19 protein-coding genes are annotated in these 21,422 nt (G+C 56.2%); 5 read left to right on the forward strand and 14 right to left on the reverse strand.

Annotated features, from left to right (window positions below; translation table 11 throughout):
- Positions 1–33: 33 nt before the first annotated feature.
- From L370_RS12890 to L370_RS12875, 4 genes are all read right to left on the reverse strand, one after another.
- On the reverse strand, positions 34–1,020 hold the full coding sequence (locus L370_RS12890) for an IS110 family transposase (RefSeq protein WP_023334272.1): 987 nt from the start codon (positions 1,018–1,020) through the stop codon (positions 34–36).
- Positions 1,021–1,247: 227 nt separating this feature from the next.
- Positions 1,248–2,213 (reverse strand): DMT family transporter, encoded by a 966-nt coding sequence (locus L370_RS12885; protein WP_023334273.1) that lies wholly within the window; start codon positions 2,211–2,213, stop codon positions 1,248–1,250.
- 75 nt (positions 2,214–2,288) lie between these two features.
- Positions 2,289–3,113, reverse strand: a complete 825-nt coding sequence (locus L370_RS12880) for an AraC family transcriptional regulator (protein ID WP_023334274.1) — start codon at positions 3,111–3,113, stop codon at positions 2,289–2,291.
- 48 nt (positions 3,114–3,161) lie between these two features.
- The gene (locus L370_RS12875; protein ID WP_023334275.1) at positions 3,162–4,205 is read right to left on the reverse strand and encodes a GlxA family transcriptional regulator; all 1,044 of its coding nucleotides are present in this window, start codon (positions 4,203–4,205) and stop codon (positions 3,162–3,164) included.
- Positions 4,206–4,618: 413 nt separating this feature from the next.
- Here L370_RS12875 and L370_RS12870 point away from each other — a divergent pair, with 413 nt between their 5' ends.
- Positions 4,619–6,280 (forward strand): beta-ketoacyl synthase, encoded by a 1,662-nt coding sequence (locus L370_RS12870; RefSeq protein ID WP_255344007.1) that lies wholly within the window; start codon positions 4,619–4,621, stop codon positions 6,278–6,280.
- Between the two features lie 85 nt (positions 6,281–6,365).
- On the opposite strand, the gene L370_RS12865 is transcribed toward L370_RS12870, so the two are convergent.
- Entirely contained in the window at positions 6,366–7,214 is an 849-nt protein-coding gene (locus tag L370_RS12865) for an SDR family oxidoreductase (RefSeq protein WP_023334277.1), read from the reverse strand.
- Positions 7,215–7,298: 84 nt separating this feature from the next.
- Between L370_RS12865 and L370_RS12860 the strand changes: the two genes are divergently transcribed.
- Entirely contained in the window at positions 7,299–7,685 is a 387-nt protein-coding gene (locus L370_RS12860) for a winged helix-turn-helix transcriptional regulator (protein ID WP_023334278.1), read from the forward strand.
- A gap of 91 nt (positions 7,686–7,776) precedes the next feature.
- Here L370_RS12860 and L370_RS12855 read toward each other — a convergent pair whose 3' ends face one another.
- Positions 7,777–9,720 carry a bifunctional 2',3'-cyclic-nucleotide 2'-phosphodiesterase/3'-nucleotidase gene (locus L370_RS12855; RefSeq protein WP_023334279.1) on the reverse strand — a complete coding sequence of 648 codons (1,944 nt, stop codon included), beginning with the start codon at positions 9,718–9,720 and terminating at the stop codon, positions 7,777–7,779.
- 190 nt (positions 9,721–9,910) lie between these two features.
- On the opposite strand from L370_RS12855, the gene cysQ reads away from it, so the two are divergent.
- Positions 9,911–10,651: a 3'(2'),5'-bisphosphate nucleotidase CysQ gene (cysQ, locus tag L370_RS12850; protein WP_023334280.1), complete on the forward strand. Its 741-nt coding sequence runs from the start codon at positions 9,911–9,913 to the stop codon at positions 10,649–10,651.
- Here the strand turns inward: cysQ and L370_RS12845 are convergent.
- On the reverse strand, positions 10,645–11,202 hold the full coding sequence (locus L370_RS12845; RefSeq protein WP_023334281.1) for a YtfJ family protein: 558 nt from the start codon (positions 11,200–11,202) through the stop codon (positions 10,645–10,647). The genes cysQ and L370_RS12845 overlap by 7 nt on opposite strands.
- Positions 11,203–11,526: 324 nt before the next feature.
- Here L370_RS12845 and L370_RS12840 point away from each other — a divergent pair, with 324 nt between their 5' ends.
- Entirely contained in the window at positions 11,527–11,733 is a 207-nt protein-coding gene (locus tag L370_RS12840; protein ID WP_008501430.1) for a DUF1107 domain-containing protein, read from the forward strand.
- Between the two features lie 77 nt (positions 11,734–11,810).
- On the opposite strand, the gene L370_RS12835 is transcribed toward L370_RS12840, so the two are convergent.
- The 6 genes from L370_RS12835 to L370_RS12810 form a co-directional block, all read right to left on the reverse strand.
- Entirely contained in the window at positions 11,811–13,148 is a 1,338-nt protein-coding gene (locus tag L370_RS12835; RefSeq protein WP_023310162.1) for a polyamine export protein PaeA, read from the reverse strand.
- 195 nt (positions 13,149–13,343) lie between these two features.
- Positions 13,344–14,891, reverse strand: coding sequence for an MFS transporter (locus L370_RS12830; RefSeq protein ID WP_023334282.1), 1,548 nt, complete (start codon positions 14,889–14,891; stop codon positions 13,344–13,346).
- 79 nt (positions 14,892–14,970) lie between these two features.
- Positions 14,971–15,993, reverse strand: coding sequence for a Gfo/Idh/MocA family protein (locus L370_RS12825; RefSeq protein WP_023334283.1), 1,023 nt, complete (start codon positions 15,991–15,993; stop codon positions 14,971–14,973).
- Positions 15,994–16,005: 12 nt separating this feature from the next.
- Positions 16,006–17,073 (reverse strand): Gfo/Idh/MocA family protein, encoded by a 1,068-nt coding sequence (locus tag L370_RS12820; RefSeq protein WP_023334284.1) that lies wholly within the window; start codon positions 17,071–17,073, stop codon positions 16,006–16,008.
- The gene (locus L370_RS12815) at positions 17,070–18,254 is read right to left on the reverse strand and encodes a Gfo/Idh/MocA family protein (RefSeq protein WP_023334285.1); all 1,185 of its coding nucleotides are present in this window, start codon (positions 18,252–18,254) and stop codon (positions 17,070–17,072) included. The genes L370_RS12820 and L370_RS12815 overlap by 4 nt, the downstream gene beginning before the upstream one ends.
- A gap of 16 nt (positions 18,255–18,270) precedes the next feature.
- Positions 18,271–19,422: a Gfo/Idh/MocA family protein gene (locus tag L370_RS12810; protein ID WP_023334286.1), complete on the reverse strand. Its 1,152-nt coding sequence runs from the start codon at positions 19,420–19,422 to the stop codon at positions 18,271–18,273.
- A gap of 192 nt (positions 19,423–19,614) precedes the next feature.
- On the opposite strand from L370_RS12810, the gene L370_RS12805 reads away from it, so the two are divergent.
- Entirely contained in the window at positions 19,615–20,673 is a 1,059-nt protein-coding gene (locus tag L370_RS12805; RefSeq protein ID WP_023334287.1) for a LacI family DNA-binding transcriptional regulator, read from the forward strand.
- On the opposite strand, the gene msrA is transcribed toward L370_RS12805, so the two are convergent.
- Positions 20,674–21,315 carry a peptide-methionine (S)-S-oxide reductase MsrA gene (msrA, locus tag L370_RS12800; RefSeq protein ID WP_023334288.1) on the reverse strand — a complete coding sequence of 214 codons (642 nt, stop codon included), beginning with the start codon at positions 21,313–21,315 and terminating at the stop codon, positions 20,674–20,676.
- Between the last annotated feature and the right edge of the window lie 107 nt (positions 21,316–21,422).

A 21,422-nucleotide genomic window follows, 5' to 3' on the forward strand; every position in this document is an offset into this window, starting at 1 on the left:
CCCGGCCTACGAAACGGCTCCTTGTAGATACTGTTATGCGACGCAAGCATTTTCCTGGTGCAACGTGGCATCGAACGGGCGTCCTGATTTCAGGACGCCATACGCCACCTGCGCCAGCTTACGCATCATCGCTCCGATTATCAGCTTCGCTCCCTTGCCGTTCTTTTCCAGACGTGTCCTGAACGCTTTTCCCCACTCCGTTTTGTACAGCGCAACCATCGCGGGCATATACAGCGCCCTGCGAAGCGAGACATGGCCTGCCTTACTCATCCTGCTTGCCCTGGTTACGCTGCTTCCGGATTCATGCTGCCGCGGTGTCAGCCCTGCGAACGCCGCGAACTGCCGCGCCTGACCGAACCTGTCCTTCAGCCCCACATACGCCAGCAGTACGGCGGACGTCTTTTCACCGATACCCGGTATGCTGTCCAGCAGTTTTCGCCGGTGCTTCAGGTCCGGGTCGTCATCCGTCAGGTCCTTTATCTGTTTCTCCAGCCGCTTCAACTCCGCTTCCAGCCACAGGAGGTGCGCGTCGATGCTCGGCATCTGCACTTCCCGCGCCGTCTCCCGGCGGTTCAACTCCTGCGTGTGCATGTCCGTCAGGGACTGATGACGCAGTACCAGCGCCCGCAACGCGCGCTCCAGCGGATGGGGAGCCTCCCAGGCTGCCGGACGTTTCTGCCGGCAGAACTCTGCCAGCATACGGGCATCGACGGCATCGGTTTTACTGCGCAGGCCTTCGCTCTGCGCAAAGGCTTTACCCAGAGCAGGGTTGATGATGGATACGGTGAAACCGGCATCACTGAGGGACGCCGCGGCGTCTTCCATATAGGTGCTGGTCGCCTCCATGCAGATATGTGCCGGAGCCACATTATGGCTGCGGAGCCAGCTGAGCAGCTCCTCGTGGCCTTTAGGGGTGTTGGCAAACTTTTTGCTGCGGTGACGGCCATCAGGTCGCAACACATCGATATCCAGCTTAGCTTTGGAGACATCGATACCAATAAAGTGAAGTTCCTGTTCCATAGTGAAACCAACCTTGTGAATGCGGATTACCGGAAAAACCGGTCCATGATACTGTCCGGTTTGTCACTTGTGGAGAAGGGGCAGTCCACTGCAGGGATCTACAATACGGGCTCGTGGCCTGAGGCCGGGTACGGCATGTGGACTGCCTGACAGAAAGAACTGGCCGGTTCTTTCTGTACGGGGGATAATACAAGGCCGGGTAAGGCGGAGCCGCCACCCGGCAAAAATCACATCTCCGACGCCGGAACGACCCGCGGTTTTTCCGGCTTCGCTCTTACCGCCATCACCACCCCCACCACCAACAGCGCGATCCCGCAGGCCGTGAATAGCGGCGGCATGCTCTGGCGCATCAGGAAGGTATAAAGCAGTCCGGCCAGGGTTTCGAAGACAATCAGCGGCCCTAAGATCACCGTCGGCAGCTTCTGGCTGGCAATGTTCCAGCACAGCGCGCCCACCCATGAACACAGCACCGCAATCGCCACCATCAGGCCGACAAACACCCACGGTCTTGGCCCGAAGGGCTGGGCGAAGTCAGGCTGTTGATGGCCTAACCAGATGCACGCCCCGGCATAGCCCACCATTGAGACGGGCAGGGTGACCAGCGCCTGCGCCGTCGCCCACATCATCGGGTGCTTGTCCGGGTTCTCCCGCAGCCAGCGCGCGTTGCGCAGGGCATACCAGGCCCAGCACGCCACGGAAATGAACGCCAGCACAATGCCAGAACCGTATCGCCACAGGTCATCTTCCGCCTGCCCATGACGCAGCTCGGCAATATTGACGCATACCAGCCCCACGGCGGTGCAGATCAGCGCCGGCGCCATTTTTGACCACGCCAGTTTGCCATCGCGGTGGCTGTAGAGCAGGTTCGCAAAGACGGGGATGACGACCGGCAGCGTGCCGATAATCATGGTAGATACCGGCGCACCGGTACGCTGAATGGCGCTGGCGAGGCAAACGTAGTAGATAAGATTCCCCATCATGGTTAGCGCCAGCGCGGTACCCCAGTCCTTGCGGCTGAGCTGACGCAAGCGCGCGCGTCCCAGCCACGCCAGAGGCAGAGCAATCAGCCCCAGCGCCAGATAACGTCCGGTCGACTGCAGTATTGCCGGATACTCGGGCACAATCAGCGGGCCGACAAAAATCAGCCCCCACATCAGCCCGGCCAGCAGGGCATACAACACACCACTAATCATTTTTCCATCCACAGGTATTTACGCTGTATGCAGTGTAGGAGGGGAAAATGCGCGCGTATTGTATGAGGTTGCGCATTAGCGCCGGGTGACCTGCTTCTGGTAGCGCACGGGGGTAATACCGTAGCGGTGGGTAAACGCCCGGGTTAAATGAGACTGGTCCGTCAGTCCGGTCGCGGCGGCAACCTCTGCCGCGGGCATGCCGTGCGTGAGGAACGCTTTGGCGCGCCAGAGGCGAATGGCCATCAGCATCTGGTGCGGCGTCACGTGAAAATGGGCTTTGAACTGGCGCTGGAAATGGTACGGGCTGAGCGAAACGACGCTGGCCAGCTCGTCCAGCGTCAGGGCGCGCATATAGTTGTCGTGCAGGTACTCGCGCACGCGTTCGAAGCGGTGCGCGCCTTCCTGAGCCACCGGCGCGTGATGGGCAAACGGCCGGAAGGTATCAATCAGATCCAGCAGTAATCCTTTTTGCGCAAGCGGATCGTCCGTATGCCACAGGCCGTAAATGAGTCTGCCGATTTGCTGCGAGCGCAGCGGGTCATGACGGGTCACGTCGCTAAACCACCAGTGCCGGAGGCCGGTCACCTCTTCCAGCAGATCGGGTTCGATATAGACCATCCGATAGCGCCAGCCGCCCTCGGTGGCGGATTCACCGGTGTGGATCTCGTCCGGGTTCATAGTAACGACGGATTTTTCCGCGGCGAGATGCTGGGTACCGCGATAGCGAAAGCGTTCGGCACCGGTTTCAATCGTGCCGATCCCGAAGGCTTCATGGGTGTGAGGCTCAAAGGCGTAGTCAGAAATATGCGCGTGATACAGCTCCAGGCCCGGCAGCTGTGCCAGATGGCGAAAGCGCGCGCTGTCTCTTTCATCAATAAACTGTTCCGGTACGCCTTGCACGGTGAGCCTCCTCGTGGTCATCTTTTCATTATCAGAGATGACCGGCGTTTATGCACTAAACATCTTTGCCCGGACGGTCTTACGGTAATCCCCCGGAGAAATCGTGGTTTTATGCTTAAACTGGCGATTAAAGTGCGCAATATCCTGATATCCAACCGCATTCGCAATCTCCTGAATGGACAGATTGGTGGATTGCAACATTGTCATGGCGGATTCAATTCTGGCGGTTAATAAATACTGCAGAGGAGACATGTCGGTGGCATTTTTAAAGCGGCGATTAAAGTTGCGCAAACTCATGCCAGCCATATCGGCAAGATTTTGCATGGATATATCTGTAGCGCAGTTGGCTTTTATCCAGATTTGTATTTGAACGATCTCTTCATCCGGATGAGGTTTGTTTTCTTCACTGTAGCATTGGCGATCAAACTGGCTGCGAATTTCATGGAAAAATGTCCGCTGAGTATGTGTGGCTACACGTTTTCCGTATATCGTTTCGATAAAATGAATCGTCAGGTCTGACAGGGCCTTAACGCTTGCGGCACAGAAAATATTATCGGCCTGCGTGAGAAAGTGTTTTGTTTGTAATTTTACGCTGGGGTAGTCGCGCGAGAATTGTTTGAAGTAGTGCCAGTGGGTGGTGGCGGGCTTCCCGTCGAGCAGTCCCGACTCCGCCAGAAAACAGCACCCCGTTCCGACGGCGGCGATGCGGGTTCCTCGCGCGGCCTGCTCGGTCAGCCATTTCAGAAGTTCAGGCTGCTGTCTGACCACTGCACGAGGATTCCGCCACAGGGCAGGAAGATAGATAACGTCATAGTGCCTGTCTGCAGCAAGCGTGGTATCGGCGGTGATGCTAAAACCACTGTGCGTCAGGATAGGCTCGCTGTTTATGCCAATGATATTCACCTTCAGAATATTCTCCGGGCGACAGAGTCTGAAGAGCGACTTCTCAGGTTTGTGCGTCTCTGCGTGGGACATTGTTTTTTGCTCGGCTAAATAGCTGCTGGCTGCGGCTTTCCACATTTCAATCGGCAGGCTGAGACCGGAAATTAGCATGCGTTCGCATAACACAAATCCTATTTGTGTATTTGTCATTTTTGGTTAATACCTGTTTTGGCTATTATTTTTGGTGGCTCAACGTTACCCTGGCCAGAAAAGTCAGCATTTTGGCTGGATTTTCATATTAGCTTTTGTGGGTAATTTGTAAACTCATATCTGAAACGATCGCACTTACTTAGCAATATTAATCAGCGACCACTACAGGATGGATTATGGCGAAATTACCCGTAATAACGGCTTTTGGCGGCTACGGTCCAGCGGGTCGTAGTTCTTCACATCATGCATTTCGTCGAATGATTATTGAGTCATTATCGGAAGAGGAAAGGCAGGAGGAATTATTATCGTTAGCCATCCTGATGGGCACGCTTAAATATAATGAGGGCGATTATTGCGACATTTCAGGTAAAAGATTTACACCTGCTCAGGCTGCCGCGAGGATAAAAGACGAGGTGCTTGAGGGAACCCTAATCAGAAAAATTACGCGCGACTATTTCGATGTCGATGCTATCGCCAGCCATGCAAAATTGAATATGGTTTCAGGCGAAGAAGGATTCAGTTTTAATATCTCTGCCAGGCAATTACCTGACCCTTTACCGGCGGGATGGCAGGTTGAGGCATTAGCGGATCAGCGCGCGCTTATTACCGTTCAGGGAGAGATGGACTGCAAAATTGAGGCGTTTTTGCGCACGGAAGTTCAGGCTGCAGGCTTGCTGCCGCAGGGATTCCGCCCAGGCGACCATTACAGCTCGCAGTTTCATCCGCGGGCGTTACAAATGGCGATTGTTGGGGCGTCAGACGCCATCAACGCCCTGGGGATCCCGTGGCAAGAGGTGCAGGCAAAAATCGCGCCGGATCAGCTCGGCGTCTATTCGGGCAATATCCTGGGACAGCTCGACGATTATGGTTTTGGCGGAATGCTGCAGTCTCGCCTGAAAGGCCATCGCGTCAGCGCTAAACACTGTCCGCTGGGCCTGAACAGCATGTGTGCTGATTTCCTCAATGCGTATGTGCTGGGTAGCGTCGGCCATACCAGCGCCACGCTGGGGGCATGCGCCACGTTTCTGTATAACCTCAATGCGGCAGTTGAAGATATCAAAGCGGGGCGCATTCGCGTGGCCGTTGTTGGCAGCGCCGAAGCGCCGGTTACCTCAGAAGTGATTGAAGGCTTCGACGCCATGGGCGCCCTGGCAACACAGAGCAAGCTTAAGCACATTGATGAAACGGAAACGGCCGACTGGCGCAACAGCAGCCGCCCGTTTGGTAACAGCTGCGGTTTTGTTATCGCAGAATCCAGCCAGTATGTCGTGTTAATGGACGACGAGCTGGCGCTGCAGCTTGGCGCAGAGATCCACGGTTCGGTGGGGAATATCTTTATCAACGCTGACGGCTTTAAACGTTCGATTGCGTCACCGGGCCCAGGGAACTACATCACCATGGCGAAAGCCGTCGCCTCTGCGGTATCGATGGCCGGGATGGAGACGGTGCAGAAGGGATCGTTTATTCAGGCGCACGGTTCAAGCACGCCGAAGAATTGCGTCTCCGAGGCGGATATTTTTGACCGCGTTGCGCAAGCCTTTTCGATTCGCGACTGGCCGGTGACGGCGGTGAAATCGTATCTCGGCCACTCTCTGGGGCCCGCCAGCGGCGACCAGTTGATCGGCTGCCTCGGCGTCTTCCGCTACGGTATTTTGCCGGGAATTAAAAGCGTGTCCCACATCGCGCCGCAGGTGAACAACGCGCGCTTAGCCATTCCTCTTCAGGACTGCAAGTTAGAGGAAGGCCAGGGACAAATCGCCTTTATTAATTCAAAAGGCTTTGGCGGTAATAATGCCACGGGGGTGGTTTACTCGCCAAAGCTTACCCATCAATGGTTGCGTAAACGCTACGGGGACGCGGTGTTTGCGGAATATCAACAGCGTAACCACCTGGTGCGACGTCAGGCAAACGCATACGACGAAGCGGCATCGCAGGGTGAACTCAATGTTATTTATCTTTTCGGCCAGCAGGGGATAAATGAGGAAGATATTAAGATTGATATGAATGGCATCACCATTCCCGGATTTGAAAAACCGATAACCTACGCGACGGATAAAGAATACCCGGACTTTTAATCGTTCTATCTGATTTTATTATTAATCAATATGAGCAGGCCGGGTAAGGGAAATCACCCGGCCGCAGGAAAGAACGGTGACACCGTTACAGAATGGCTTTAATGCTCTGCGCAAGCGGCGTCGTTGCGCGCCCGATCAGTTTGCTCAGCGTATGGCTATCGTCAAAGAGTCCCCCTTTGGACGCGCCCACATCGGAGTCCGCCAGCATATCTGCCAGCCCGGCAGGCAGGCCGACGCTTTTCAGCGCGGCGGCAAAATCCGCTTCGCTGAGATTCTGGTAGGTGACAGGCTTCCCGCTCTGTTTGCTGAGTTCAGCCGCCAGTTCGCTCAGCGTCCAGCCGTGGTCGCCCGCCAGTTCGTAGACCTTGCCCGCATGGCCTTCTTCTGCGATCGCTTTGGCTGCCGCCGCGGCATAGTCTGCACGGGGAGCAGCGGCAATTTTGCCTTCGCCTGCCGCACCAATAAATACGCCGTGTTCCAGGGCAGGTGGCGCGCTCGCCAGGTAGTTTTCGGTATACCAGCCATTGCGCAGCAGGGCATACGGAATGCCGGACGCCGCCAGCGCTTTTTCAGTGGCAACGTGTTCAACGTGCAGACCCAGCGGTGATTTGTCCGCATGCAGCAGGCTGGTGTAGGCGATAAATTTCACCCCTGCCGTTTTGGCGGCGTTAATCACGTTCTGGTGCTGGGTCGCGCGCTGGCCGACTTCGCTGGAAGAGATCAGCAGTAGCTTATCCACGCCGCTCAGCGCGGCGGTGAATGCGGCTTCATCCGTGTAGTCCGCCTGACGAACCACAATTCCCTGCTGGCTTAAGGCCTGCGCTTTCGCCGGGTTACGTACGATGGCCACAATCTGGCTGGCCGGTACGGTTTTCAACAGCTGTTCGATAACGAGATGGCCAAGCTGGCCGGTAGCGCCGGTAATCGCGATCATGATGAATCTCCTTCGTGTTTGTCTGGTGTTGTGGCACACTAGCACCATAGCTAACTTTTAGTAAGTACGTACAAAAAGGTAAGTATGAAAACAACGATACCAACGCTCAGCGAACAAATGCGCGATGGCAATCTTTTCGCGGAGCAGTGCCCTTCACGAGAGGTGCTCAAACACGTGACCAGCCGCTGGGGTGTCCTGATTCTGCTGGCCCTGCGCCAGGGAACGCATCGCTTTAGCGATCTGCGCCGTAAAATGGGCGGGGTGAGCGAAAAGATGCTGTCCCAGTCGCTCCAGGCGCTGGAACTGGACGGGTTTGTCGATCGCGTGTCGTATCCGGTGGTGCCGCCGCACGTAGAGTATAGCCTGACGCCGCTGGGCGTTGAGGTGAGCGAGAAGGTCGCCGCGCTGGCGGACTGGATTGAGGTGAATACACCGAAGGTGATGGCGAATCGGGACGACCGTGCGGCGTAAAAGCCGGGTGGCGGCTTCGCCTTACCCGGCCTACCCGTAATCTTCCATCCCGTAGGCCGGGTAAGCGAAGCGCCACCCGGCACAATCACCGCTACCTGCTCAAATCCACCTGATAAATAGCGAACCCAATATCATCCGTCGCGACCTGTTTCATCGGATACTGCGCCTTGTCCTTAATGAACGAGGCAGCCTTATCGGACGGCGACGTTTCGAAGCGGATATCCAGCTTCGTATCGCTGTGGATCGGCGCGAGACGCCAGTTGTTATCCACTGCCGGATGAATTTCACCCGCCTTCTTCGACTCCGCGCCGATCCACGCCGCCAGCACCGAGCGGTTCTCGTCCGGCGAGGCAAAGGCGATGTGGCTATCTCCCGTCCCGGCAAACTTGCCGCCGTAGGCGCGGTAGTTATTGGTCACCACCAGGAAGGTGGCATTCGGGTCGATCGCCTTGCCGTTGAAGGTCAGGTTTTTGATGCGCTCCGCCTGCGGGTTAATCGCCTGACACTCGCCGTCATATTTCGCCGGCTGGGTGACGTCAATCTGGTAGTTCACGCCGTCGATCACGTCGAAGTTATAGGTCCGGAAGCCGTCCCAGTTAATCAGCGACTGCGGCTTGCTGCTGTGCGGGTCAATCTGGTTAAACTGTCCGGCAGAGCACTCCAGCCACTCTTTCACTTCCTGGCCCGTCGCTTTTACCACCACCAGCGTGTTCGGGTAGAGATAGAGATCGGCGGCGTTACGGAAGGTCAACTGGCCCTTTTCGACTTCAACATAGCTTGCCGGGTCATTCTTACGCCCGCCCACCTTGAATGGAGCAGCGGCTGACAGGACCGGCAGTTTTGCCAAATCCGGATCGCCCTGCACAAAGTGTTCGGCATAGGCTTTCTGCGCCATGTTGACGACCTGAACGGTCGGGTCATCCTGCACCAGCGCCAGGAAGCTATACATGTTGTCGGCGGATTTGCCGATCGGCTTGCTGACGAATTCGCGCGTGGCGTCGTGATCGTGCTTCAGCACGTCGACCAGTTTTTTATCTTCAGCCGCCAGCGATTTTTTAGCCGCAGCGTCGTAAATCGGGCGCGCTTCGGCTTTTGACTGCGTCACCTTCCAGCTGCCGCTGTCGTTATTCAGCACCAGATCCACCACCCCAAGGTGGTCGCCCCACATGCCCGGCATCACCGACGGCACGCCGTTGAGCGTCCCTTTCTCAATGTCTGCGCCTTTGATGCTGGCGAAATCTTTGCCCGGGAAGACCGCGTGGGCGTGGCCGAACAGGATCGCGTCGACGCCCGGGACTTCACTCAGATAGTAAACAGAGTTTTCTGCCATGGCCTGGTACGGATCGGCGGAGAGACCCGAGTGGGCGACAACGACCACCAGATCGGCACCTTTTTCCCGCATTTCCGGCACGTATTTGCGTGCGGTTTCGGTGATGTCGTTAACGGTTACTTTTCCGTCGAGGTTGGCTTTATCCCACGTCATGATCTGCGGCGGGACAAAACCGATGTAGCCGATTTTCAGCGTCTGTTTTTTACCATCCTTGTCGACGACGTTTGTCTCTTTGATCAAATAAGGGGTAAAGAGCGGCTTTTTGGTCTTAACGTCGATGATATTGGCGTTAACATACGGGAATTTCGCACCGGCCAGCGCATCATGCAGGTATGTCAGACCGTAGTTGAATTCGTGGTTGCCGAGGTTGCCGACGGTATAGTCCAGGGTGTTCATCGCTTTATACACTGGATGGATCTCGCCTTTTTTCAGGCCCCTGGTCGCCATGTAATCCCCGAGCGGACTACCCTGAATGAGATCGCCATTGTCGACCAGCACGCTGTTTTTCACTTCGCCACGCGCCGCATCGATCAAACTTGCCGTGCGCACCAGTCCGAATTTTTCCGTCGGGGTATCTTTGTAGTAATCGAAGTCCATCATGTTGCTGTGCAGATCGGTCGTTTCCAGAATACGCAGATCTACCGTCGCCGCCTGCACGCTCGCTGCAATCAGCGTCGCCAGAAGCGTTGCACTAAACTTAATCATCAGAGGAGTCCTTTTTTCGATGCAGAGCACAAAAGAGTATGTATCTATAGCGTGTTGCTTACAGAAATGTGAATCCTGACAGAAAAAAGTCACCTGAAACCGGAATTGCTTCACAGATAGCGGAATTGTTCACATTACGATATAACTAAAACAAAGAGTTAACCTCACTGCGTTAACAAAGAGGTGGAAAATGCTAGATAAAATTTGTCAGCTCGCACGGGATGCGGGAGATGCCATCATGCAGGTGTATGACGGTAGCAAACCTATGGAGGTGGTCAGCAAAGCCGACGACTCTCCGGTCACGGCGGCGGATATTGCGGCGCATAAGGTTATCCTGAAAGGGTTACAGGCCTTAACGCCGGACATCCCCGTTCTGTCAGAAGAAGCGCCACAAAGCTGGGACGAACGCCAGCACTGGCAGCGCTACTGGCTGGTCGATCCGCTGGACGGGACGAAAGAGTTCATCAAGCGCAACGGAGAATTCACCGTCAATATCGCCCTGATCGAGAAGGGCAAAGCGGTGCTGGGCGTGGTCTACGCGCCGGTAATGAAGGTGATGTACAGCGCCGCAGAAGGGAAGGCGTGGAAGGAAGAGTGCGGCGTGCGCAAGCAGATCCAGGTGCGCGATGCGCGTCCACCGCTGGTGGTGATTAGCCGCTCGCACGGCGACAGCGAGCTGCAGGAGTATCTGCAGCAGCTGGGTGAACACCAGACCACCTCGATTGGCTCATCGCTGAAATTCTGCCTGGTGGCGGAAGGCCACGCGCAGCTCTACCCTCGCTTTGGGCCAACCAACGTCTGGGATACCGCGGCAGGTCATGCCGTTGCCGCAGCCGCCGGGGCGCACGTTCATGACTGGCAGGGCAAGCCGCTGGACTATACCCCGCGCGAATCCTTCCTCAACCCCGGCTTCCGCGTCTCTATTTACTGAGCCAGCAGCTTATGCAGCAGGTCGACAACCTGCTGCACCTCTTCCTGGGTTAACGCGCCGTCTTTCGCCCACTGTACGCGGCCCTCTTTATCCAGCACGATAATCGCGGAGCTCTCTTCCTCCAGCTGCCAGGCCTTTCGGGTTACGCCGTTGCTGTCGACGATAAACTGCGACCACGGATAGAGCTTTTTGTTGCTCTCAAGGCTGGAGCGCACAAACATTCCGGAGCCCGGGATGGCATCGTCGGTATTCACGATCGTGGTGGTCTGGTAGCGGTCGTGAGGGAATTTTGCGGCCTTGATCGCTTCCACCAGGTTGGCATTTTTCTCTTTTGCGGATGTACGACCAGCAATATGTTGTACAACTCTCACTTTGCCCGCGAGCTGCGCGCTATTCCAGGGTTTGTAGCTAAACTTATCATTGTCGAGAATCAATTCTCCCCGGTCAGCAATGCCGACTGGCGGTACACGTTGTCCTTTTTCAATGCTGTGAGCGGAAGCCCACAGGGGCAGCAGCAGGCAGGCTGCTGCAAGGATATTACGTAGGGTCATGGCGTTTCCTTATTGTTTGCAGGTGATCCGACCACTTGGTCTTGCGCTTTTAATCATAAGTGCGATCAATGGGGTTTTCCCGCAATCCCGATGCCAGTTTGCGGGTGAACGCACATATCCATGAAAAAACGACGGCTTATACTGCTCTCAGTCACGCTTTGCAAAGATTATTCTGAATAATTGTAATCAAACGGTAAATAAACTTATGCACACTGGGTAACACCGTAGTTCTGGTCTATAGTCATTGGGCATCAAAATTTGCGCTCAGGACAGTCGGGCCGATTGTGGCACCGCAAGAGCGTATGATTCGCAGGAGATACAAGAATGAAAATTTTCCAACGCTACAACCCGCTTCAGGTGGCGAAGTACGTGAAGATCCTGTTCCGTGGACGGTTGTACATCAAGGATGTTGGCGCTTTTGAGTTTGATAAGGGCAAGATCCTTGTCCCAAAAGTGAAGGACAAACAGCACCTGTCTGTGATGTCCGAGGTCAACCGTCAGGTTATGCGTCTGCAGACTGAGATGGCTTAACCAACGTGCTATGCAGTAGTAGTAGATAAAAAGACGGCTCCCAATGGGAGCCGTTGATGTTTGTGGGGGCAGGAAGGTTACGCCGACACTTTCTCTTCCGCATCCGGCAGCTTCGGCACCAGTACGGTCGGCTTGTTGTCGATGCGCGTCACCAGCAGCTGGTCGATGCGGTAGTTATCAATATCCACCACCTCAAACTTGTAGCCAGAGAACTTCACCGAGTCGGTACGTTTCGGGATTTTACGCAGCATAAACATCATAAAGCCGCCGATGGTCTCGTAGTTGCCGGACTGCGGGAACTCGTCGATATCCAGCACCCGCATCACGTCTTCAATCGGTGTGCCGCCATCAATCAGCCATGAGTTATCGTCGCGCTGAACAATCTGCTCTTCCAGCCCCTGGCCAACCAGGTCGCCCATCAGCGTGGTCATCACGTCATTCAGGGTGATAATACCCACCACCAGCGCGTATTCGTTCATGATCACCGCGAAGTCTTCTCCGGCGGTTTTGAAACTTTCCAGCGCTTCGGAGAGCGTCAGGGTGTCCGGCACAATCAGGGTATTGCGGATCTGCACGCCGCTGTTGAGCGCCAGGCTCTGGTTTGCCAGCACGCGGTTCAGCAGATCTTTGGAGTCGACGTAACCGATGATGTGGTCGATATCTTCATTACAGACCAGGAACTTGGAGTGCGGATGCTGCGCCACCTTGTTCTTCAGACTCTGCTCATCTTCATGTAAATCGAACCAGATAATGCTTTCACGGCCCGTCATGGAAGACGGCACGGTACGGGATTCCAGTTCGAATACGTTCTCAATCAGCTCGTGTTCCTGCTTGCGCAGCACCCCGGCCAGCGCGCCGGCTTCCACGACCGCATAAATGTCGTCAGACGTGATGTCGTCTTTACGCACCATCGGCAGCTTAAAGATGCGGAAAATGACGTTTGCCAGGCCGTTGAAGAACCACACCAGCGGACGAAACACGTACAGACAGAAGCGCATCGGGTTGATGATACGCAAAGCCACAGCTTCTGGCGCAATCATACCGATGCGTTTCGGGGTCAGGTCTGCAAAGAGGATGAACAGGCCGGTTACCAGCGAGAAGGAGAGGATAAAGCTCAGCTGTTCGGCCAGTTCAACGGACATGTACTTAACGAACAGGCTATAAAACGCCGGGGAAAACGCCGCATCACCCACGATACCGCCGAGAATGGCGACCGCGTTAAGGCCAATCTGCACCACGGTGAAGAACATGCCGGGGTTTTCCTGCATTTTCAGGATGCGGGTAGCATTGATGTTGCCTTCATCGGCAAGCAGCTTCAGTTTGATTTTACGGGATGCGGCCAGCGAGATCTCAGATATCGAGAAAAATGCACTGACGGCAATCAGACAAAGTATTACTAAAATACTGTTTAACATAGTTTATCCGGCTTCTCGCCAGATCCTCGGAAGGGAAGTTGATACCATTTGTGTGAAAACACATTGAACGTCAGCTCGTAGCGTTGAGCCGATTATTTCAGCGGGTAGTATAGCGTAAAGAGATGTAAATCTGCCAGAGGTCACATTTTTGGCATAAAACAGACCGGACAGCGTGGCGCTGTCCGGTACAGGGCGCTATTTCGCGGCGGATAAACGGGCGTTCCCCTCCGCGCGTCGTGAGGCGCTTCCTCCCCACACCTGGTCATACTCATAACCCGTTAACTGCTTTATCACCACGCGGGTCCTGGCGTCGCAGTCGCGGTAATCGCCGCCCAGCTTGCGGCGCGCAATCTCCTTCAGGAGCAGCTTGTGCGTCTCGCGGGTGAGCTTGAACCTGTAGGTGGTAAAGAAGCTGACCGCCAGCAGGGCTGCCGTCGCGAAGATCATCAGGCCGATAATCGCCCCCAGCGCGCTTTCAGGCTGTGCACCGCTGCCCTTCACGAAGCCGGACTCCTGCAGCACCAGGCCAATGATCATGATGGCAATCGCCACGGTGCTCTTACGGGTCAGGACCATCACACCGGCAAAAATGCCTTCGCGGCGCTGCTGGGTCACCATCTCGTCAATATCCGGAATGAAGCTGTAAATATTCCACGGAATATAATAGAGACCGGCGCGGGCGGCACCCAACAGAACAAAGACCGCCGAGAACAGCAGCGTCGGCACCTGCGTTTTGGTCAGGTAGACCGTAAACAGGAACGCCAGTACCAGAAGGATGCAGCCGTACGCGAGTCGCAGGGCGGCAGACGGCGTCATGTTCAGACGGTTCAACAGCAGCATAAATCCATAGGTACCGGGTACTGAGGCAAAGGCGGCAATACTGAGCCAGCCGGAAACCGCTGAGGCATCCTGGCTCAGGCAATACACGACATAATAGGTAAAGACCGAGCCGAATACGTCCATCGCCGTGAACGAAAAGATATAAATAATAATATGCAGGCGAAACGCGCGAATGCGGAATGACGAAAAGAGATCCAGTACCAGGTATTTCAGGTGATTGAGTATCCCGCTGCTGCGCTGGTTGTCCACTTTAAAATCGGACTCTTGATGCACATCCTTTGCTTCCCAGGTGGTGTACCAGGTAATAAATACCGCGATGCAGAACACGCAGGAAAAAATCAGTCCGGTGAGAGTATAGGTAAAGGGATTATCTTTCCCCGTGAACTGCATAATCACGCCGGGAACGGAAACCGCAAGAAAACCGCCCAACTGAGAGCAGATCATGCGCACGCCGGAGAGGCGACTACGCTCTTCATAGCGGTTTGTCATCTCCGCCGCCAGCGTCTCCCAGGGCACCAGCACCATTGCCGACAGCAGCTCAATAGAGAGATAGGTCCCCAGGTAATACCAGTAGCCCATGTCCGTCAGCCACAGCAGGGCATACAAAAACATGAGCGGCGAACTGAGTAGTAAAAAGAAGCGGCGACGGCCAAATTTACGTCCGAGCCAGGTATCGCCGAAATTATCGGTGATATAGCCCATAATCGGGCTTAATAACGCATCAATCACGCGGGCAATGGCGAATATGGACCCCGCTTCAATAACCGAGAGCCCGCAATAGGTGGTGTAAAAAAAGAGCAGCCAGGTGCCAATGATGGTGAACGCACCTCCGCCAAACAGATCGGTTACGCCGTAGCCAAGCGCCACGCCGTAACCCACTCTACGTTCAGTAGGTTTGACCATAATAATATCCAGTGTAGGGTAATGATTAACCTGTTTTTCAGGTCGTATTTTTATTCAAATCTGGACGACACATTACGTTCTACTTATTGAGTTCTATCCATTGTCTTAACTGAGATGAGCGATAAATAGCCTCCACAAGGGTGAGTGATTTTCCGGCTTCGCGGATGTCGGTGTAATTCGCGTTTCCGGGATGAGAAATGGCATGATAAAAACGGCGGATCGCCTGCTCATGCCCCAGCCCCCAGTAGCTTTTGACCGAGCCGTCAGGGGAGTTATCGCTGGCCAGCCTCCGGCGCTCGCCGGGAGTGATGCGCCAGAGCACGTTGTCACTGAGCAGCAGAGAGCCCCGTTCGCAGTGGATTTCAAGCCAGAGGGGGGAGTCCGTGGTATTGCAGTTGCTGGCATATAACAGGCCGCGCGCGCCGTTGGCAAAATGCAGCGTCGCCATCGCGCTGTCTTCTCCCTCGGTCACGTCCGCCAGCTCGCCGCGGTCCACCACGCCTTTCACCCGCGTCACGCCGCCGGCGAACCACTGCATCAGGTCGAGGGTATGGATGGCCTGGTTGATCAGCAGGCTGCCGCCTTCCGTTGCCAGCCGCCCGCGCCACGGGCTTTCGGTGTAGTACGTGCCCGAGCGTGACCACGTCAGCACCGCTTTGATGCTGAGCATTTTCCCCAGTTCACCATCGTCCAGCGCCTGGAGAATGCCCAGGCTGGTGGGGTTGAGCCGGTTCTGGTAGCACACGCCGAGCAGCCCCGGCGCCTGCTCCGCGGCGCGGGTGATTTCAACGAGCTCGCTGCCGTTCATCCCCACCGGTTTTTCGCAGAAAACATGCTTCCCGGCGGCGAGCGCCGCCAGGATCATGGTTTTATGCTCGAAATGCGGGGTGCAGATATTGACCACGTCGATGTCCCCATCCAGCAGCATTTCCCGGTAATCCTGATAAAAGCGACACTGATAGCCCATCGCCAGCTTCTGTCCTTTGACGCTGTCGATGTCTACCAGCGCGCGCAGTGCGACGTTGGGCATCTGGCGCAGCGCGTTCACGTGGCAGCCGTGAATTGCACCGGCACCGATAACCGCCGTGTTCAGGATCGTCATTATCGCCTCCCGTTATTCCGTCGCGTTCGCCAGCATCTGAGCCTTCACGCAGAGCTCCGCCGCTTTGAAAGCGTGTGCCTGCGTCATGGCGTTTTCGGTACGATGCAGACAGTCGAGGATCAGTTCGCCAAAGAACGGGAACCCGACCTCTCCGGCGACCGGATAGCGGAATTCCCCCTTTTTATTGACGAGATAAACCACGTCCTGCTCGCCGCGGGTGAGATCGACATATTTGCGGATTTCGATATAGCCTTCGGTCCCGAGCAGCGTCAGACGGCCATCGCCCCAGGTTGAGAGTCCGTCCGGGGTGAACCAGTCGCAGCGGAAATAGCCGCTGGCGCCGTTTTCGCCTCTGATTGTTGCGTCGCCGAAATCTTCAAATGCCGGATGCTGCGGATGGTTGAAATTGCGTGCCTGGCTGGCGACCACGGTGGCGTTACTGTTGCCCGTGTAAAAGAGAAATTGCTCGATCTGGTGGCTGCCGATATCGCACAGAATGCCGCCGAAGTAGCGACGATCGTAGAACCAGTCCGGGCGGCCCGTTCCTTCCCGGTGCGGGCCGGTGCCCAGGGTTTGCACCACGCGACCGATCGCCCCCTGCTGTACCAGCTGTCCGGCAAAAACCGCGCTTTCGACGTGCAGACGTTCGCTGTAGTACACGGCGTATTTCCGTCCGGTTTTCTCGACCATCGCTTTGGCATCCGCCAGCTGTTCAAGAGTGGTGAGCGGCGCTTTATCCGTGAAGTAGTCCTTGCCCGCGGCCATGGCTTTCAGCCCCAGCGCGCAGCGCTCGGAGGGGATGGCCGCACCCGCAACCAGACGCACCTCGTCGTCGTTGAGTATCACTTCCAGCGACTCCGCCACTTTTGCCTGCGGGTACTGCTGGATAAATTTATCCACTTTGGCCGGATCGGGGTCGTACACCCATTTCAGGGTGGCCCCGGCTTCTATCAGGCCGTTACTCATCCCGTAGATATGGCCGTGGTCGAGCGCGGCGGCGGCGAAGACGAATTCACCTTCGCGGACAACCGGCTGCGGTTTGCCCACCGGGGCATAGTTCATTCCGTCATTCTTGTTCATGGTGTCACTCCTTCATCCAGATCTTTGCCAAGAGGAATCGCACCGACTTCGCTGAAGTTGGCGACGCTTGCGGATTTTTCATAAAAACGGGGGGCGAGGGCGTTCGTCCCGCCGGTACGGTAAAACGGGTCATCGCGCTGAATCGGCAGCGAGACCACGCTGCGGGTAATGGCGGATTTGTAGATCGCAGTAATCAGCTCCAGGGAGCGTTTGCCCTGCAGGCCATCCACTAACGGCGCGGTGCCGTGCTCAATGGCATAAAGCAGGTCGTTAATTTGCCCGGTATGCAGCGTCCACTCGAGCTTCGGCGTCTCCTGAAAAACGGCGTTAAGCTGCGCTTCTCGCTGCAGATCCCGATCCTCCTGCGGGAAGCCGTTATCGGCGCTGACGCTGGCAAAGGCCTGCCACGGGGCGGAGATGCGCGCTTTATCACCCTGAATGATAATTTTCTGGTCTTCGCCGTGGTGCACGACCGAGGCGGTCAACTGCGTGAGCGCGCCGCTGGGGTATTTGAAGATCGCGGCGCTGAGGTCTTCGACTTCAGCGTTGTCGTGCGCCACGTTGGTCATCATCGCCACCACCTCGGACGGGAAGCCAAGCATCCACTGGATGGCGTCGATGTGGTGCACCGCGTGGTTAAGGGTGCAGCCGCCTCCCTCTTTTTCCCAGGTGCCGCGCCACCACAGGTCGTAGTAGCAGTGTCCGCGCCACCAGAACGAATCCACCTGCGCGTGGCAGACTTTTCCCGCAAGGCCGGAATCGAGCGCGGCTTTCAGACGCCAGAAGGCATCGGTAAAGCGGTTTTGGGCAATGATGGCGAGCGTTTTGCCGCTGGCTCGCTGCGCGGCGATCATCGCGTCGCACTCCTCCAGCGAGGCGGCCATCGGTTTTTCGCACAGCACGTGGCACCCCGCGTTCAGGGCATCAATGCCGATCTCTGCGTGGACGTAGGGCGGCGTGCAGACGTCGACGATGTCGATATCCGGCTCTGAGGCCAGCATCTGCTGGTGGCTGTCATACACGCGTGCTTCCGTCAGGCCGTAGCGCGTTTTTTTCTCGTGGGCTTTTTCCGGGTAGATATCCACCAGCGCGACGATCCGGCAGCGCTGGCCAAACTGCAAATAGCCCTGAATATGGTTATGCGAGATATTTCCTGTTCCCACAATAGCGACATTTAACATCGATTCTTCTCCGGAGTTACCAGGTGCCGGAGGCATCCAGCGTGACGCTGGCTGTCTCTTTAGCCACTGAGGTGCTGATGCGCTGTTGAAGCAGGCGCAGATACTGTTTTTCGTTGAGCGGGAGGTCGACCCAGTCGTCCGTCCAGGTGGAGAGGTGCATGGCGTTGGAGAGCGTCAACCCGAGGATCCCTTCCAGACCCGGCGCAATGAGCGGCTCGCCGCGCAGGATGGCGGCACAGAAGTTGGCGGTAATGACGTGGTGTTCGCTGCACTCCGGGGCGACGGGAAGCGTGACTTCCCAGCATTCGGGTTCACCAAAACCGTTTTGCCAGCGGGCGTTGAAGGCGGTTTCAGATTCACGCAGCCGCCAGTAGCGCAGCTTGCCCTCTTCGACGACCACCTTGCCGCGATCGCCGACGATTTCCAGCCGGTTGGTGCCCGGCGTTTCCGCCACGGTGGTGATAAACACGCCCGTCGCGCCGTTGGCATATTCGGCGTAGGCGGTGACCTCGTCTTCCACTTCGATTTCACGATGCTTACCGAACTGGCAGAACGCGCGCAGGCGGACCGGCATGCCGACCAGCCATTGCCAGAGATCGAGCTGGTGCGGGTCCTGGTTGAGCAATACGCCGCCGCCTTCTCCTTTCCAGGTGGCGCGCCAGCCGCCGGAGTTGTAGTAGCTCTGCGAGCGATACCAGTTGGTGATGATCCAGTTGGAGCGGCGGATCTCACCCAGTTCGCCGCTGTCGATCAGATCTTTCACCTTCTGGTAGAGCGGATTCGGGCGCTGGTTGTACATGATGCCGAACACCACGTCGCACGTCTGGGCGCAGGCGTTCATCTCCTGCACCTGCGCCGTATACACGCCCGCCGGTTTTTCACACAGGGTATGGATGCCGCTGCGCATCGCCAGCATCGACAGGCGCGGATGCTCGTAGTGCGGCGTAGCGACAATCACCGCGTCGATAAGCCCGCTCTGGAGCATCTCCTGCGCGTCGCTGAAAAGGGGGAGGGTGCCGACCAGCTGGCGAATGGCCGGATGTTTTTCCAGTGCATTATCGCAAACCGCTGTCAGGCAGGCGTCGCTGACCGTACCCGCCAGTAAATAACGCGCATGGACCGTACCGATATTCCCTATTCCAATAATGCCAAAACGTACCTTCTCCATGTCACACCTTAATTTCAGTTGAAATGAGTGATGACCGGAAAATAGGAAAGGGGAGCCGCAGCGACAATGTGTTTTTGTGAGAATACTCGCAAGGTGATTAAGTAATCTCCAGGCTTTCTGAAATTTGGTTTTAAAATCAACGAACTGTTTCTGCAAATATTTGCAAAAACTGAATGAGAGCGAGGTCACACTATGCCGGGCAAGTTGAAAATGGAGGAAATTGCGGCCCTAACGGGCTATTCCGTCAGCACGGTTTCGCGGGTATTAAGCGGCAAGTCGTATACCAGCGATAAAGCCCGGGAAGCGATAGTTCGCACCGCGCGAGAATTAGGGGTGCTGGAGTCAATGGCGAGCGGAAGACTATTAATTAACGGTATCGCTGTTTTTGCGCCGGAAAGAACCTTTCAGGGACGCGGGGATATTTTTTATCTGGAAGTGACGAAAGGGATCGCGGAAGCCTGCGCGCCGCACAACGTGTGGGTCAGCTGCTGTGGGTTAGAAGAACAGCACGCCGATGTGAAATTATTTATGGAAAAGGCCAGTCATAAGAATATCAACGCGATAATTATTATTGGAACTGATGATTCCACCATATTTAAACTGGCGAGCACGCTGAATAAGCCCTGCGTGTTGATTAATTCCGTCGATCGGGATCGGGTGCTGGATGCCGTGTCGCCCGATCACCGGGCGATTGGTTTCACTGCCATGCAGTATCTGTTTGAGCAGGGGCATCGCCGTGTGCTCACGCTCACCTGCCTGCGGCGGGATACGCTGTATGCGCGTCTGGACGGTATCAAAGAGGCGTACCGCCATTTTCACGTGGCTTTTGACCCGCAGCGCGATTTGCTCGTGACGGAGTGGTTTACCGCTGAAGAGGCCGAGCAGGCGCTGGATGCGTGGCTGTTGAGTCATGACCGATCCCAGTGGCCGGAGGTCATTTTCCCGAACAGTACCCGCATGGTGGAAGGGGTGGTTAGGGTGCTAACGCGCCACGGGCTGCGCATTCCGGAAGACATTTCGCTGATTACGACCGATTTTGCCTGGAATTTAGCGCACCGTCTGGAAAAACCGGTCACCGGCGTCACGGTGCCCTGCCGCGAGCTGGGGATTGAGGCCGTACATCTGCTGCAAACGCGGCTTAACCGACCGCAGGCGCCGGTCTTTAATCTGCTGTTGCAGGGCAAAGTGATGGATTACGGTTCGGTCAGTAACGCCACGCGCCACGCGGCGCGCGTGGCGCTGGATCGGTAATCAGGCCAGCTGTGGCGGCAGGCAGACGCCGATGCCCCCGATACCGCAGTAGCCGTACGGGTTTTTATGCAGATACTGCTGGTGATCGTCCTCGGCGTAGTAGAACGGTTTCGCCGTCGCGATTTCCGTGGTCACCTCGCGCGTATCGCCCGCTTCACGCATGGCCTGCTGGAAACGCTCAAGGCTGGCGCGCGCGGCGGCATCCTGCTCAGGCGTGAGCGGATAAATAGCCGAGCGGTACTGGGTGCCGTGATCGTTGCCCTGACGCATGCCCTGCGCCGGGTCATGATTTTCCCAGAAGACCTGCAGGAGCTGCTCGTAGCTAATCACCGCAGGGTCATAGACTACGCGTACCGCTTCCGCATGCCCGGTTTCGCCGGAGCAGACTTCGCGATAGGTCGGATTCGGCGTGTAACCGCCCGTGTAGCCAGCTGCCGTGCTGTAAACGCCGGGCAGCTGCCAGAAGAGGCGCTCAACGCCCCAGAAGCAGCCCATGGCGAACAGGGCGATTTCCATTCCCTCCGGCACGTTGGTCATGGAATGGTTATTGACGGCGTGTAAGGTCGCCACAGGCATAGGGGTGTTGCGTCCCGGTAATGCATCTGTTTGTGAAACCAGATGCTTTTTGTCGAATAAACTCACGATGGGGCCTCCCGGGGTGCGATGTTTCAGTTAAGGTTGTCACGACGCGTTTAATTGAACACAATAAATGCGCTGAATGAGTCTAGATTTAATCATAAGAAATATTT

It is taken from the genome of Enterobacter sp. MGH 24, from assembly GCF_000493015.1.
Lineage (GTDB): Bacteria > Pseudomonadota > Gammaproteobacteria > Enterobacterales > Enterobacteriaceae > Enterobacter.